General features: G+C 61.4%; 17 protein-coding genes. All 17 read right to left on the bottom strand.

Annotated features, from left to right (window positions below; translation table 11 throughout):
* Positions 1-3 precede the first annotated feature (3 nt).
* On the bottom strand, positions 4-681 hold the full coding sequence (locus tag ACYQ4W_RS03645; RefSeq protein WP_459852938.1) for a hypothetical protein: 678 nt from the start codon (positions 679-681) through the stop codon (positions 4-6).
* The gene (locus tag ACYQ4W_RS03640; protein ID WP_459852936.1) at positions 681-1,046 is read right to left on the bottom strand and encodes a hypothetical protein; all 366 of its coding nucleotides are present in this window, start codon (positions 1,044-1,046) and stop codon (positions 681-683) included. Before ACYQ4W_RS03640 ends, ACYQ4W_RS03645 begins: the two co-directional genes overlap by 1 nt.
* A 3-nt stretch (positions 1,047-1,049) precedes the next feature.
* On the bottom strand, positions 1,050-1,436 hold the full coding sequence (locus ACYQ4W_RS03635; protein WP_459852933.1) for a hypothetical protein: 387 nt from the start codon (positions 1,434-1,436) through the stop codon (positions 1,050-1,052).
* On the bottom strand, positions 1,433-1,981 hold the full coding sequence (locus ACYQ4W_RS03630) for a hypothetical protein (RefSeq protein ID WP_459852931.1): 549 nt from the start codon (positions 1,979-1,981) through the stop codon (positions 1,433-1,435). The genes ACYQ4W_RS03635 and ACYQ4W_RS03630 overlap by 4 nt, the downstream gene beginning before the upstream one ends.
* Positions 1,981-2,307 (bottom strand): hypothetical protein, encoded by a 327-nt coding sequence (locus ACYQ4W_RS03625; RefSeq protein ID WP_459852929.1) that lies wholly within the window; start codon positions 2,305-2,307, stop codon positions 1,981-1,983. The genes ACYQ4W_RS03630 and ACYQ4W_RS03625 overlap by 1 nt, the downstream gene beginning before the upstream one ends.
* A 98-nt stretch (positions 2,308-2,405) precedes the next feature.
* Positions 2,406-3,242, bottom strand: coding sequence for a hypothetical protein (locus ACYQ4W_RS03620; protein WP_459852926.1), 837 nt, complete (start codon positions 3,240-3,242; stop codon positions 2,406-2,408).
* A 9-nt stretch (positions 3,243-3,251) separates the two neighbouring features.
* A complete protein-coding gene (locus ACYQ4W_RS03615; protein WP_459852924.1) occupies positions 3,252-3,755 on the bottom strand; it encodes a glycoside hydrolase family protein in 504 nt (167 codons plus the stop codon).
* 91 nt (positions 3,756-3,846) lie between these two features.
* Positions 3,847-4,806 (bottom strand): hypothetical protein, encoded by a 960-nt coding sequence (locus tag ACYQ4W_RS03610; protein WP_459852921.1) that lies wholly within the window; start codon positions 4,804-4,806, stop codon positions 3,847-3,849.
* A 24-nt stretch (positions 4,807-4,830) separates the two neighbouring features.
* The gene (locus tag ACYQ4W_RS03605) at positions 4,831-5,226 is read right to left on the bottom strand and encodes a DUF2190 family protein (RefSeq protein ID WP_459852918.1); all 396 of its coding nucleotides are present in this window, start codon (positions 5,224-5,226) and stop codon (positions 4,831-4,833) included.
* Positions 5,227-5,236: 10 nt separating this feature from the next.
* On the bottom strand, positions 5,237-6,568 hold the full coding sequence (sppA, locus tag ACYQ4W_RS03600; protein WP_459852915.1) for a signal peptide peptidase SppA: 1,332 nt from the start codon (positions 6,566-6,568) through the stop codon (positions 5,237-5,239).
* On the bottom strand, positions 6,565-8,160 hold the full coding sequence (locus ACYQ4W_RS03595) for a phage portal protein (protein WP_459852913.1): 1,596 nt from the start codon (positions 8,158-8,160) through the stop codon (positions 6,565-6,567). The genes sppA and ACYQ4W_RS03595 overlap by 4 nt, the downstream gene beginning before the upstream one ends.
* Positions 8,157-8,378, bottom strand: coding sequence for a DUF6148 family protein (locus tag ACYQ4W_RS03590; RefSeq protein ID WP_459852911.1), 222 nt, complete (start codon positions 8,376-8,378; stop codon positions 8,157-8,159). The genes ACYQ4W_RS03595 and ACYQ4W_RS03590 overlap by 4 nt, the downstream gene beginning before the upstream one ends.
* Before the next feature lie 370 nt (positions 8,379-8,748).
* Positions 8,749-9,024, bottom strand: a complete 276-nt coding sequence (locus ACYQ4W_RS03585; RefSeq protein WP_459852908.1) for a helix-turn-helix domain-containing protein — start codon at positions 9,022-9,024, stop codon at positions 8,749-8,751.
* A 2-nt stretch (positions 9,025-9,026) separates the two neighbouring features.
* Positions 9,027-10,973, bottom strand: a complete 1,947-nt coding sequence (locus ACYQ4W_RS03580) for a terminase gpA endonuclease subunit (RefSeq protein WP_459852906.1) — start codon at positions 10,971-10,973, stop codon at positions 9,027-9,029.
* A complete protein-coding gene (locus ACYQ4W_RS03575) occupies positions 10,970-11,452 on the bottom strand; it encodes a hypothetical protein (protein ID WP_459852904.1) in 483 nt (160 codons plus the stop codon). The genes ACYQ4W_RS03580 and ACYQ4W_RS03575 overlap by 4 nt, the downstream gene beginning before the upstream one ends.
* 6 nt (positions 11,453-11,458) lie before the next feature.
* Positions 11,459-12,064, bottom strand: coding sequence for a hypothetical protein (locus ACYQ4W_RS03570; RefSeq protein ID WP_459852901.1), 606 nt, complete (start codon positions 12,062-12,064; stop codon positions 11,459-11,461).
* Entirely contained in the window at positions 12,057-13,475 is a 1,419-nt protein-coding gene (locus ACYQ4W_RS03565) for a CHC2 zinc finger domain-containing protein (protein WP_459852898.1), read from the bottom strand. Before ACYQ4W_RS03565 ends, ACYQ4W_RS03570 begins: the two co-directional genes overlap by 8 nt.
* Positions 13,476-13,552 lie beyond the last annotated feature (77 nt).

Raw genomic sequence — 13,552 nt, 5'->3', positions numbered from 1 at the left:
TCCCTAGGCGGCCCTGGAAAAGGACTGTGCCTGGTCCAGGTACGCCAGGATCTTGTTTTGAATGCGGCCCGGCAGGCTTGCTTCGATCTGGCGGTAATAGGGTTCCACCATGGGGCGTGCGGGATCGATGATGGAACCGCCAACACCGGAGAGGTCCCCCGTATTGAACTTGCGACGCATGCGGGAAGTGACCGAGGTTACAAACCCCTCTTGCAGGGCCTTCATAAGAATGGCGGCGCTGTAGCTCAGAAAGCCGATGCGCACGCTCATTGTCTCGACATCGCGCTTGTAGCCCACGGCCCGGTACAGCTTGCCGAACAAAGAGCCGGTCCCCGTGACCTTCCAGATGCCCGTCCCACCAGCTTTCTTGTCCGCGCGGTTTTGGGCGCGGGTGTAGCTGCGAAACTGCGCGCTGGCCAAGGACATCGGCGCCCAGCTCACACCGGCCGGGCCCTCCCCTGCCTTCATGATGGCGGACATTTCCTTGCGCGCCTCGTACCCGATTGAGGCCAGGGCCTTGTTCAGCTCCGCCGGGAAGGTGCGCGCCAGGTAAGACAGCCAGGGGGCGGCCGTGTCGTTGATCTTGAACATCGTCCCGTTGGCCGATCCGGTGGCCGTGCCCGAGAGAAACGGGTAGCTGCGACCGGCAGAGGTCGTGATGCGCTCCACACCGAAAGCCATTAGTATTTGCTCCTCTGGTTGCAGGCGCACCGGCATACCCACCACAGGGGCTTGGGGCCGATCTTGGGTTCCCGCGTCACCTCGCGAACGGTGTAGGTCAGGCCTCCGGCAGTGATGGTGAGGCCATCGCTCACTTGGGGCTCGGGCATGGCGTTGCCGTCCGAGTCCTCAGCCGCCATGCGAATTTCCGCGTGCTGTGCCTGGTTCGGGAACAAATCCGAGGACCACCCGGTGGGGCAATACCCATGGCCATGATGCGCCACCACGGCGTTCAAGATCACCGGATCGCCGTCTCCGATCTGGTATGAAACGCTTTCGCCCTGCTGCTGCAGGATAAAGGCGGCGATGTCGGCATATTCAGACATGGGCTACCTCAACACGTAGTGCAGCACGATGGGGAGCACGACGATTTCCAGGATGGCAAAACCGCCTAATCCCATGTAGACATGGAAACGCAGCTTATTGACGGCTGACCAACTGTCCGCGCGATCCTGAAGATATTCCTCCCGCTCGATGGCGTGGGCCTCACGGTGCTGGGTTTGTGCCTGCTCCAGGCTGACCAGCCGCTGATCTTGCTTGGCGCAAAGCTCCCGACGCGCGGACTGCGCATCCACAACCTTGGCGATGGTGTCGCGAAACAGATCGGCCTGCTCTTTAAGCGCCGCCAAGCCTTCGCGCATCTGCTCACGGATATCCACCAGCGTGGAGCGCACCTGCTCCATGCTCTGGTCGTGGAAAGCACACGGTGCGGTCATGCGGCCTCCTTGAGCTCAAAGACCATGGCCCAGGCGGGCGAAGCGCTGACAAAGTCGTGCATGTCGTCGGGGTCGGCCTCGTTCGCTTCGACGCCGAAGAACTTCTTTTCGCCAAGTGCCTTTTCGTAGGCATTGGCCCACACCCACGAGCAAATGGGGTAGCGGTCGAGGCTGGCCAGCTTGCGCACGGCGTATACGTTGCGCCCCATGATCCGGGACAGCAGGGCATCGCCCAGGTGTGCGCCGATCTTGAGCAAGCCGTAATCCCGGCCCACGTAGGCCAAGGCCTGTGCGGCCACAGCCTGGCGCTGCGCATCCGTGAGGGGCATGCAGCGCCAGACCTGGAAGGGGGTTCCGTCATTGAACTGGGCATACGGGCGCGTCTGCACGCTCCACAGCGCCTCGGTCACCATGTCCGGTGCGGTGAAGCCCGCCACATGGTTGGCGTAGGCCTCCGGCTCGCCGGGCTTGCGCTCAGCCCAGCGGATAGCGTCGGGGATCAAGCCTTGGCCGTGTCGAAAGCTCAGGTCACCAGGAAGGAACATCACAGGCCTCCAGCGAGTGCAGCCTTGACCGCTATCGCAACCGTGTCGTTGATGGTCTGGCGCAGCGCATCGGCCGCGATCTTCTGCCCCTCGAACGCCTGCACGCCCGTCTCACGCAACTCCACCCGGCAAGATCCATCGGCGGCGCGCGTGAACACGGCCTCAAGGTTTGCGATCTCCTTGCCGTTGATGATGCTCACCTCACAGCATCGCTCCGTTCCGTTCGCGTCCAGGTAGGGGCGCAGACGGTATTCGGCCACGCCGGCATTGCGTAAAGCGCAGCCGGCCAGAGCCAAAAGGAGCAAAAGGGAGGTGAGCATCCGCATGATGCTAGTTCTCCAGGCTCTTACCGGTGAGCATGCACCACAACACAACGATGACCATCTTGAAGCCGTTCCAGAGAGTGCCCATTGTCACGTTCTCCTTACTTGCTGGCCGTGAGGGCGTTGATGATGGCGCGCTGGTTCGCCAGGTGCCGCTTGATGATGGCCTTGTCGCACTCGCTGATGACGGCGTGGCTTGTGAACTGCGAAAGCAGGCCCGTACTCACGAAGATCTGCGTGCCCGCGGCGGTGTTGGCGTCGGCGAGCTTCCCGGACACGTAGACCGCGAGGCTGCCGTAATCGGTGGCGGCGTCGAGTGCGGCCTCGATGTCGTTCAAGACGGTCAGGGCATTCGAGGCCTTGTAGGCGCCGGACTTGATGGCGGCGTAGTTGGCGAGCTGCAGCACAACACCCGTGCCCGTGGGGTTGGGCAAGGACTTCAAGATCTCGGAATCTGTTCCAAGGTAGGCCCCGGTGGCGTTGTCGTAGCTTCCGGTGCAGACAGCGGGCGGCGCGTAGGGCGTGGCAGGGATGGTGTTGACCTTGCCGCATCCGGCGAAGGCCATGATGCCGATCAACATGCCTGCTGCCAGCAACACTGAGCCGAGGACATCGAGGGCGATGAATCCGCCGGTGCCTGGCTTGTCGAATCCAGGGAGAGGCTGGCCGATGGGCTCTATCTTGCCGGTGGTCGGCTGTTCCAAGGGGGCCGCGCTCACAAGTTTCCCGGTGCGGGCGATCAGGGGTTCGGAGAAGATATTGAGCGCGCCCTGGGGATTGATGAGAGCGAGAATGGCGGCGCCGCCGGCCATGGCACCGCTCTGCAGGAAATTCACAAGAGGACCGGCATCCGCCTTGCCGAGCAAGACGATCAGGGTCCAGATGCCGAGCACGACGGCGAATGCGACGAGACAAAGGATCTTTGCGAGATTGGACATGGTGTCTCCTTAGGCGGCCGGGTATTCGCCGGTCCGCATGATTTTTGCCAAACGCTCCGGGCGGTCATCTTTGCCGCCTTCTCCGTCGCCCAGCTGCATGGCCCATTTGCTGGCGAGCATCTGGCGCGCGGCTTCCTCAAAATTTCCCTTCTGCACCGCGGCGAGCATGTTGTGGAACCCAAGCAAGCCGTCGATGCCCAGGTTGAAGGCCATCATCACCAGCACGTCGAAACGCGCGGGAGCGAGATCTACGGCAAAGGGCACACGGGAGTACACTTCGCTGACGGCCTTCTGGAGATCGTGCTCGGCCAGCCGCAGCGCCTGGTCCATGGTGATGACCGTGCCCAAGCGGGCGGGGATTCCAGGAACAGGATTCGCTGTCAGATTGTGGCCACGGCCGATGGTGATATTGTCGTACTGGTCGGGGTAGGCCTTCAGCCTCATGCCTTCGTCTTTGTCGAGTGTGGCGCGGATCCAGGCCCAGCGGTCGGTGACGGTGTTCATCTGGCTCATGGCTCTGTCCTTTGTTTGCCCCGCTCCGGCGGCCCAGGGTTCCCGGACCAGGCCGCCGGAGGCGGAGCTATGCGAGGAGGTGGCTCGACGTTTACAGAACGCCCTTGAGCAGGTAGCCCGCGGCCTTCATGGTCAGCTTCTCCGCCGTGTTCTGGCGGGCGCGGATCACGTTGCTGCGGATCTGCTCTTCCCGGTAGCTCTCAACAACCACGGGGGTGGGGCTGTCCTGGGTCCACATGAAGGTGCGGCCCAGGCTGGGTTCACGCAGGTCCATGCCGCCGCTGGAGGTGACGCAAAGCATGGCGTAGGTGCTGGACCAGATGCGGGCGATGGACTTCGAAAGGCCCTTGTTGGCGCTGTTGTAAACGCCACCGGCCACCAGCACGCGGTCGACGCCGAAGTACTGGGCCAGCAAGTCAGCACCGATCTGGCCACGCTGCACGTTGGGGTTGGTGTACTTGATGCGATCGATGAGGGCGTCGCACAGGCCAAGAGCCCGGAAAATGGGCTTGTTGATGATGAGGGTATTGGGGCTCAAACCGGTGAGGTCTTCAATGGCTTCGGCGCCGGCATTGACGTCCGCAAGAGGATCCGCCGTATCGGTAGAGCTCCAGGCATGGCCAACGGAATGCGGCGCGAAGTTGGTCTCGTTGTAAAGCAGATCGGCGATGCGCTTCTCCTGCCGGCGCAGAATCACGTCCATGCAGCGCTGGGTGGCCACAAGTTCGGCGTCGAAGTAGCGGCTGAGGCGCTTGACCTGCTTGTCGTCGATGGGCGACTCGAACCCGTTTTCCTTGCACAGGTAGTCATCCTCGCCGTACTGGAAGTCATCGCGGTTGTAGGCGCCGCCATCAGCGCGGGCGGTCTCCGGGATGGAGAGCAGGGCTTCGACGGGGATGACCGGATACTGGCCGCCTTCGACATCGGTCTCGAACACGGGCAGCACTTCAGCGCCGATGTAGCCGCTTTTCGCGGAGTCGAGCGAGTACTCAAAGGCGCATGTGGCCAGTTCCGGCCGGATGATGGCAGTGGAGCCATTGGGAGCGGGCATGGTGGTTCTCCTTATTTACCGTGCCTAGGCGGACACGGTTTTGGCGCTGTTGAAGTCGTCGGGCAGCACCTCGATGATGGCGCCAGCGGCGGACGCCCCTTCAAGGGCGGTGCCGATACGGCGATAGGTGCCCGCAGCAGTGGGCAGGGCCTGGACCTTGCCATCAGCGGCGGCGTACACGTCCGAGCCAGCGGTGATGGCGGTAGCGGCCTCCATTTCCATGGTGCCGTCAGAGGTCATCATCTTCACGCAGCCAGGTTCGCCCGCCTGGATAAGCTCACGGGTTGCGCCCACGGGTCGGTCCGTGGCCGTGGCGGTCATAACCACCAACAGACCAGCCGCGAGTTTGCACAGGCGGTAAGCGGGGATGTCGGCGCCGCCGACGATGAAGGTCTTTCTGGGATCGTCAGTGTAGGGCATGGTGTCCTCCTTAGGCCTTCTGGGCCTTGGGCTGCTGCTGTTGCACCCAGGCCTGGTGAGCCTCGGTGTGGGTGCGGGCCACATAAGTAATGGCCTGGGCCTTGGAGAGATTGGGGTCGTCTTTCTGGGCCGCCGCCACCAAGGCCATGAAGTCCTTGCCGCCAGAATCCGCGCTGTTCTTGAGCGGCGCAGCAGTGGCGTCAGCGAGCGTCTTCAGGGCGTCCTCTTGGGCCTTGCTGGGAGCTTCGTCCTTGACCGTGTTGGTGACGCCGCCCAAGAGATTCTTGGCGGAAACGGCCATTTCCTGGGTCATGCCGGACTTGGCCAGGCCTTCGATCTTGGCGCCGGTTTCATCGCCGAACATGACTTTGACCAGGCCAACGACGCGGCCTTGCTCGGCCTGCACGGCCTGTGCGGAAGCGGCCTCGGCTTTGGCCAGCTTCTCATTGATCTCGGTGGTGGCTTCGGCCTTGATGGCCGTGACCAGGTCGGGATGTTCCGCCTTGAGCTGCTTCAGATCCATGGGGTCCTCCTGATGGGAAATTTTGGCTAAAAGGTTATCGCGCGTGCCCACCTCATCAACGAGCCCTTGCGCTTTGGCGTCTGCGGCCAAGAACACTTTTCCGTCCGCCCACTGTTCCGCGTCATCCGTCGTCAGATTGCGATTGGCGGCCACGGTGTCCGTGAAAATCCCGTACAGCTTGTCCAGGTTGCCCTGGATGACCGCGCGCGACTTGTCGTCCAAGGGCGCGGCATCGTGGCCGATAGCCTTGTGGCTGCCAGCGGTAATCATGGTGCGCTTGATGCCCGCGCTCTGATCGCGCGCGCTGCGGTCTGTATGGGTTGCGAGCACGCCGATGGAACCCACTGTGGCGGTGGGCGCAGCCGTGATCTGCCTTGCGCCGCAGGCCAGCCAGTATGCAGCAGAGCACATGAACCCATCGGTGTAGGCATAGACCGGCTTGATTTTGTCGGCCTGGGCGATGTAGTCGGCCAGCTCGGATGCTCCGGACACTGTCCCCCCGGGCGAGTCCACATCAAGCAGGATGTTGGACACGCTGGGATCGTCCAGGGCCGTCTGTATGGCCTCGCGGATGCCCGCATAGGTGGCGCCGCAGTCGAACCCGAAGGTGCGCTTGGACAGCGTTCCGTCCACGGGGACGATGGCCGTTGTGCCCTGGGCCTTGGCCGCGCGGTGTTGCTGGCTGGCACCACTCATTTTTGCGGCGAATGACTCCAAATCCGCACCGGTCGAGCGCAATTCAAGCAACTGGACAAAGCCCTCAAGAACCTCGGCTTTGATGGCCCATTGCTGGCCGTCGATAAAATCGGACAGGTTCATGTGTCGCGCTCCTGTTGCGGGTCTTGCTCTTGCTGCGTGTCGGGCATGGTGATGTTTGAGGTGCTAATGGGCAGACCGAGCTCCTGGGCTTTTTTGACCTCGCGTGCGCGCTGCTCCATGGTGGCCTCCCAGTCATCACCGCCCTGCTCGCTCACGATCTGACTCAGCGTGGTGATGTTCTCCTCCAGGGCGACCTTGTTGGCGGCCATTTCCTTCACAGGATCCACATGGCCGCGCGCCGCGCCGATCCACATGGCGTTGCACCATTCGGCCTTGGCCTCGTAGAAGTCCGGCGCATTGGCGGGCATATCCAGCAAGCCACGCAAATAGGCCTCTTCCATGATCTGCTCGTAAACGGGCTGGCAGAACCAGTTGACCATTCCTGCGCGGTACAGCAGATACACGCGCCAGGCTTCGAGCAACGAGGCGCGAGCGCTGGAATAATTTGTTTTAGAGAAGTCCTTTGCCAGGACCTCATAGGGCATGTTCGTTGCGGAGGAGAGGCCGCGCAGCACGCGCTCCACAAAGGTCCCGAAGTTATTCCCCGGACGATTGGATTCGAGGACCTTGGGCGTTTCACCGGTGCGGCCATACATGACCTGACCGGGCTCATATTCGTTGTAGATGCGGCCCTGGTCCCTCTTCGGCCCATTGATGGGCTCCCCGCCGGCGATGTCATCAGCGTTTTCCGTGGCGATGAACAAGGGGAAGCTGGCGGAGACGATGTTGGCCACCAGTTCAAAGTCCAGGTAATCGCCCAAGTCGCGAAAGCTTTTCATCCCAGGGGCTAGGATGCTTGTGCCGCGCACTTGTTCCGGGTCGCGATGGAAAAAGCGGTGATAGACCACGTTGCGGTGGGCGCGCTTGATGGGCAGATTCTGGAAGTCCGAAGACGTCAGACGCAACATCACGCCATCGTCCGGGTTGGCAATCCAGCAACTCACCGGCTGGCCACGGTCGCCCAGCACAACGCCTTCGCGGATATTGGAATCGCCTACCAAATCGATAGGCGTCCGCAAACGCTGGGGGTGGATGCGTTGCAAAGCCGTGAAGAAGGTCCGGCCAGGTTCATCAACCTTCACCTGCAAGTTGATGAACTCGCCATGGATGAGGATGGAGCGGAAATTGACAAACTGGATATCCGCAAACGAGCAGCAACTGCACGCATCGGCCTCACGGCTCCAGAGCTTCCAGGCCCATTCCGCACTGGCGGAGAAAGCGTCCGATTCTTCATCGGTGATACCAAGCCGCTTCATGTTGGGCTTGGCCTGCGGGCGAAGTCCGGTCCCGATGACGTTGACCCCCATGGACTCCACGGTGCCGGCGGCATAGGGATCATTCGCCACCAGGTCATCGGCTCTGTCTTGGGTGAGCTTGCGCTCGCTGGATTCGGAGTAACGCGAGTGGCGGAGCGGATTCCAAGATGACAAGGTGCCTTTACGGCTTCCGGAATCACGACGCACCGGCATGGTGGCGGCAACCTCAAGGCCGCGCTCCGCCAGCATCATGCCCGCGCGCGCCTTCAAGCGGTTGAGCCCGGCCTGCGGGCTCACAAAGGCGATGGCGCGGTCTATGAAATTCGCGGCGGTCATCTGCGTACCCGCCCAGGAACGACGCGCGGACCACCAGCCTTGGAAAGGGCCAGCTTTTCGCGATTGAGATATTCAAGGGTTTTCTGAATGGAGGGGAGATCGGCATTGGTAAAATGCGTGTCACCCATTTGGTAGGACTGCCCGGAGGCGACCTTGATTAAGGCCGTCTTGAAAGCCGCGATTTGCGTATCAAGTTCTGCGAGGGTCCAAATACTCATGGCCGCATTGTTAGCGCGGCCATAGAGTCTACGTCGTGGACGTGGTGGACAGGGTGGACGGGGTGGACAGAAAGTAAGGTTTAAGCGAAAAACTTACCTTGTGAATGCAGCTCAAGACCTAAGGGAGCAGCCTCATGATCTCTTCATCTGAAAGCGCAGTGTGCAAAGAACAAACATTGTAAATGACACCATTTTTCGCAAATCGAAGCCTCGTAATCCTTTCCACTTCAATAAATTCACCGTTGAGCTTGGGCACAGAGAAAGATTCCATGTCGCTCGGGATGAAATTCCGGTGGAATTCACATTCCTTAATATCACAAGCCCGTTCTGTTTCTACACACATAGCCCCTCCGTAAATTAGCTATATTCACTATTTTTCAGCTCGGCAATGCTTCTTGTCCCGCTTCTTGCGCTTACCCCGCGGAGCGATGGGCTCGGGTTCGTCCACGTCGCACACGCTGCGCAGGTAGGCCTCCACGCCAAGTTCCGTGACCCGCTTGGATGTACCAATACGGTAGACCTGTCCAAGCTTCCCGCTGTCCGCAAGATTATGAAACGTCTGCTTGCAGATATTCAGGCGCTTGCAGACGGCGCTATAGTCCAACAAATTCGGACGTGCATGGGGCAAGGAATCGATATGGGGCATGGCTATCTCCTTCCCATCCAACTGGGGAGCTTTCTGCCGCCGGATGCGGACGTTGATTCTGATTTTCTCGGAAGCTCTCTCGCTACCGCCAATTCCTCTGGCCGGGGTCTGTATTTGATTCGTCGCACGTCGGCGGCTATCAGGTTGTAAACACTGCAGTCCCATCCATGGTTGTCCTTGTGGTCTGGGCAAACCCACAGGCCATTTTCCTCGTATTCAACCGTCATCATGCGCGCCCAGTGCTCCGTGCAGTTGGAGAGCAGGTGCCAAGCGCCGGGGTCGGCAGGGTTGATTTCGAGGAGTGAGGACAAACGATTTTTGAAATAGTTCACGTCTGCGCGCAGCAGCTGCAAGCCGCCGGGGATCTGCTTCTTCTTGCCTTTGTGGGTGGGGTAGTAGTCCAACTGGCTGAAGTCGAAGGGCTGACGCATTTTCTGCTCGCCCTTGAAGGGAAAAACCCGGCCGCGATGACGGCGGGCCCAATCGTACACGTCGCTGGTCCGGTGCCCCTGCGAGTCGATGACTGCCAGCTCCACGAAATAGATATTCCCCTCAGCATCGGTAATCGGCTCTTCCCAGAGTACCGTATCGAGAGCATCGAATGTGGTCACATAGCCCGCGCGCACCTGCCAGGATTCCTGCTCGACGCCATAGCCCCAGGCGCGGATTTCATACCACCAGCCGTTATCCTGGGTATCCGCGCTGGCTGTGATTCCGGCGATGCGGCCGCCGAAAGGGACAACGCCCTCCGGCCGTTCATCGCGCAGGGCGAGCACGACATCATGCTTGCGGGGCTGGGTGTAGTCGAACCAAGGCTCGGCCTTGTGGGCGTTCATGAAGTCGCGCATGGCTGTCTTATCCACGAGCCCCTTGAGAAAAGCGGCGGCCACAGCGGAAAGAGACACGAAAGAGGAAAGCCAGCTGGGAACATGGAAGCCGACCTTTTGCCACCGGCGGCTGTTCAAGCTGGCCGAGATCTCACATCCTGAATTGTCGCGCCATTCTCCCAACCGCACAGCCTTGTCGCGCTGGGAGTCATCCCAGTGCCCATCGCAATGTTCGCACTGGTACCAGGCCAAGTGCTCGGCCTCGATGGTCTCAGGGTCGCGCTGGTCCTCAGGCCATTTGATCTGGTCGAAGCACATGAGCTGCCAACAGCCGCACAGAGGACAGCGCACCCAGTATTTAAAAACAACCTGGGCCTCTTTCTGGAGAGCCTGCCAGATGGGCCCGGACTCGACCGTGGGCGTGCTGAGCATCCATGTTTTGCGATCCCAGCGGAAAGTGATGGTGCGCTTCTTGGCCAGACTGATCGGGTCCGTTTCGCGCTTTCCCGCGGGCGGGTACTTGTCGACCTCATCAAGCACCAGCCGGCCGATGGGCTTATTGGCCAGCCGCGATGCGGAACCGGCCCAGGCCATATAGATAGGCATGTGCTGCAGATTGATCTGCAGGCTGGCAACGTCATCCTGCACGCCCGTGAGATATTGGCGCAGAGCGGGAGAGCTCTCGATCATGGGCTGGATGCGGGCCTTGCTGTTGTCGCGCGCGGTCTGCTCATCCGGATAGACGAACATGGTCGGCGCCGGATCCCGGTCTATGGCGTAGCCGATGCAGTTGTTGACGGCCTCGCTCATGCCGACCTGCGGGGCCTTGCAGATGATGACGGTGCGCACGGACGGGTGCCAGCTGGCATCCATTATCCCGGCAAGATACGGCGTCACATCATTGCGCCAGCGGCCGGGCAGGCTCGACATCGTGACGATACGATGCTTCTCGGTCCATTCGCTGCAGGGGATGCGCCGGCGTGTGCGCAGGATCTTACGCTCGGATCCGGACAGGCGGAATTCATAACGCTCAGGCATCCATGCGGGCCGCTGGCTGGCGGGCAAGGTGAACACCATGGCGTTTGTCGCCGGTGCTTGGGCAAGCTGTCCCTGAGCGATCACGGCTGCACCTCGCGGCCGTATTTATCCAGACCCTGGACCAAGTCGCACGACACGAAGCCGTCCGTACCGCCGACCATGATGCGCCATTGGCCATCAAAGCAGCGAATCGGATCGCTCAAGGCATAGGTCTTGGAGCAGCCAAAGGACATCTTGCGGCTATGCGGATTGGGCCATACGCGCACAGGCTGCCCCTTGCGCAGGTCCGGCTTGTCGCTCTCGACGTTGAACAGGCTGGAATACTCTAAGAGCGCAGCGGCCACGATGCCGGCCAGACCTTCGCGGTCGAAGAACATGGCGCCAGTCTCACCAGGTGCCGCCTGCACCCAGCGGCCCGAGGTGATGCTTCCCTGGCGGACACGCACCAGCCCCGCGCCCGCGTCGGGATGATCCCACAGCATGGCGTCAAAGAGTTCAAGCTTCACGGTGTTGCCTTGAAACTTGAGCAAAATCGATTCCGATTTCTTGCGTGATTCTGCCATGTTTTTTCAGGCAACCAAGTTGCCAGCCTCCGAATCATTTTCTTCTGCGCGGTTTTCCTCCGCTATCTCAGCCGCCTCTTCTTCCTCGACGAACACCAGGACCAAGCTTTCGGCGCCGGCATAATCCGAGAGCAGACGCTCAAGTTTTCCCATCAGCTCGCGCAAGAGGTCGGCGGCCTTGCGCGGGTCTCCAGAAACCAGATGCACCCAGCTGTTGACGTTGGACTGGACAAGATGCTTGAGCCCGCTCTTCAGCATCACAGCCCTTGCAGCAAGATCCTGGGATACCTGCTCGCGCGGTATCAGCTTGCCTTCCTGCTCCAAAGTCTTGAGCCGCAGTATCTGTGCTTCCTGCTCAGCCTTATCCGCCCGTGCGGTCAGGAAGCGCCGCTGCTGATCCGCCGTGTCCTGATCGGCGCGCTTGCCTGTGTCCGCGCGCTTCAAAAATGACTTTGCATACTTGAGCGCAGCGGCCTCAGAGAACTCACCGTGCTCAGGACGAATTTTCCCGTCATCCTTGTGGCGATTGATCGTGCTTTTCGTGACCAGGTAGCCCTGCTCATTCAAAAAGCGGCGCACGGCCTCAAGAGACGAAAAGCTCTGCTCACCCATTGTCAGCCCCCAACATCGCCGCCGTCACCTCATCGCAACCCTGCTCCTTGAGCCAAGCGGCCAGGTCATCCGGAATGAGAAAGATCATTTCCTCCAGCGCGCTCGCGGGTGTCTCCGCACCCCCCTGGGGCAGCAGCAGACCGCCAGCCTCGCCGCGCCGCAGGACGATGCCATGCGTGGCCATATGCCGCGCCAATGCCGCCGCAGCACTCCGCATCGAGGCCGGGACCTCAAGACGCGCGCCCCCCTGAACCGCCCCACCAACAGGCAACGGTCCGTCGGTCGCAGAATCCGCAACCTTCAGGCGCAGCACAGGAGGCAGCCCAGCAGTCACCCAGACGCCGATATCGCAGCCCGCCATGTAGGCATCGCCGGGATCCTTGCCCACGGGCACGGGCCAGCGCTCGGCGCGCGGGTAGCGCTCGTTCCACCAGCCGTAGATGCGGCGAAGCTTTGCAGCCTTCTTGGGGTCGGCGTCGGCATCGGTTGGGGGCTCAAAGTCGAGAGCCACCAGCACGGCCAAGGCCTTGGTGAGCATCTGGTCCGTGTTGGCATCGGGCTTGTGGGCCAAAGATCCGAGCGCGATTCCACCAGCAAGATTGCCCACGGACTGAGAGATGAGCATGGCGTCGAGTTCCGCCTCTACGATGACGAAAGCGCGAGCGTCAGGGTCGGTCACCAACGTGTGCCGCGTGCTGCCCGGCACCACGATGTATTTGCTGTCGCCTTCGCGCAGGTGCTCCTTGGGGCGCCGGATGCGCAGTCGCACGGGGTTGGCCGTGCCTTCCGCCGGTGCGTACACCGGGATGACCAGTCCGCGCGGAATCCAGAGTTTCTTGGGCGTCACGCCGTCATCCTTCATTTCGGTCGGCAGGCCCCAGCTCTCGCGCGGGCGGTAGATGTCCTTCCCGTGTTCGCCCGGGCACCAGCCCAGGTGAAAGCGCCGGACGCTCTCCTCGGTGATGCCGCGCCCGGCCAGATAGGCGAGCTGCTCAGCGTTGGCCAGCAACTGGCGATGCGCCCAATCCACCAGCTCGGCCGCGTGCTGCTGCCAAATGACCGGAGGCAGGCCGAGCCGAACGGGCTCATAGACCCGAGGACCGCTTGGCGCCGTGATCTGCCGCGGCGTGGGAGCATGCTTTTCCTTGTCACGGCCCACGTGCTCACAGGCATCCTGAAAATCCATACCCAGGAAGTCGCGGCAATACTGAATGTTGTCGCCTTTCCAGCCGCAGATCCTGCACCAGGCGTTGCCGCCGCGCTCTCCCCCCGGCCAAACGCGGAAGCGGTCCGATGGATCGCCGGGCCTGTCCTCTCCCCCGCATCCAGGGCAACGCGACGCCCATTCGTCAGCGGTGACCTTGCGGACCCCAATCCCCCCGTCTTGGAGCAGGTCAAGGATGCTCAGCATTTCCGTCTCCTTTTTGCATGGTCCTGTTTGGTCCTGTCGTTTGTCCTGGCTGAAAACTGTTGAAGCTGTTGGAGTTC

The organism is Humidesulfovibrio idahonensis, assembly GCF_054657715.1.
This window is presented reverse-complemented; position numbering and strand designations above follow the sequence as displayed.

Coding starts and splice junctions, on each gene's coding strand:
- ACYQ4W_RS03645 (WP_459852938.1), bottom strand. CDS start 681: ATGGCTTTCGGTGTGGAGCGCATCACGACCTCTGCCGGTCGCAGCTAC.
- ACYQ4W_RS03640 (WP_459852936.1), bottom strand. CDS start 1,046: ATGTCTGAATATGCCGACATCGCCGCCTTTATCCTGCAGCAGCAGGGC.
- ACYQ4W_RS03635 (WP_459852933.1), bottom strand. CDS start 1,436: ATGACCGCACCGTGTGCTTTCCACGACCAGAGCATGGAGCAGGTGCGC.
- ACYQ4W_RS03630 (WP_459852931.1), bottom strand. CDS start 1,981: ATGTTCCTTCCTGGTGACCTGAGCTTTCGACACGGCCAAGGCTTGATC.
- ACYQ4W_RS03625 (WP_459852929.1), bottom strand. CDS start 2,307: ATGCGGATGCTCACCTCCCTTTTGCTCCTTTTGGCTCTGGCCGGCTGC.
- ACYQ4W_RS03620 (WP_459852926.1), bottom strand. CDS start 3,242: ATGTCCAATCTCGCAAAGATCCTTTGTCTCGTCGCATTCGCCGTCGTG.
- ACYQ4W_RS03615 (WP_459852924.1), bottom strand. CDS start 3,755: ATGAGCCAGATGAACACCGTCACCGACCGCTGGGCCTGGATCCGCGCC.
- ACYQ4W_RS03610 (WP_459852921.1), bottom strand. CDS start 4,806: ATGCCCGCTCCCAATGGCTCCACTGCCATCATCCGGCCGGAACTGGCC.
- ACYQ4W_RS03605 (WP_459852918.1), bottom strand. CDS start 5,226: ATGCCCTACACTGACGATCCCAGAAAGACCTTCATCGTCGGCGGCGCC.
- sppA (WP_459852915.1), bottom strand. CDS start 6,568: ATGAACCTGTCCGATTTTATCGACGGCCAGCAATGGGCCATCAAAGCC.
- ACYQ4W_RS03595 (WP_459852913.1), bottom strand. CDS start 8,160: ATGACCGCCGCGAATTTCATAGACCGCGCCATCGCCTTTGTGAGCCCG.
- ACYQ4W_RS03590 (WP_459852911.1), bottom strand. CDS start 8,378: ATGAGTATTTGGACCCTCGCAGAACTTGATACGCAAATCGCGGCTTTC.
- ACYQ4W_RS03585 (WP_459852908.1), bottom strand. CDS start 9,024: ATGCCCCATATCGATTCCTTGCCCCATGCACGTCCGAATTTGTTGGAC.
- ACYQ4W_RS03575 (WP_459852904.1), bottom strand. CDS start 11,452: ATGGCAGAATCACGCAAGAAATCGGAATCGATTTTGCTCAAGTTTCAA.
- ACYQ4W_RS03570 (WP_459852901.1), bottom strand. CDS start 12,064: ATGGGTGAGCAGAGCTTTTCGTCTCTTGAGGCCGTGCGCCGCTTTTTG.
- ACYQ4W_RS03565 (WP_459852898.1), bottom strand. CDS start 13,475: ATGCTGAGCATCCTTGACCTGCTCCAAGACGGGGGGATTGGGGTCCGC.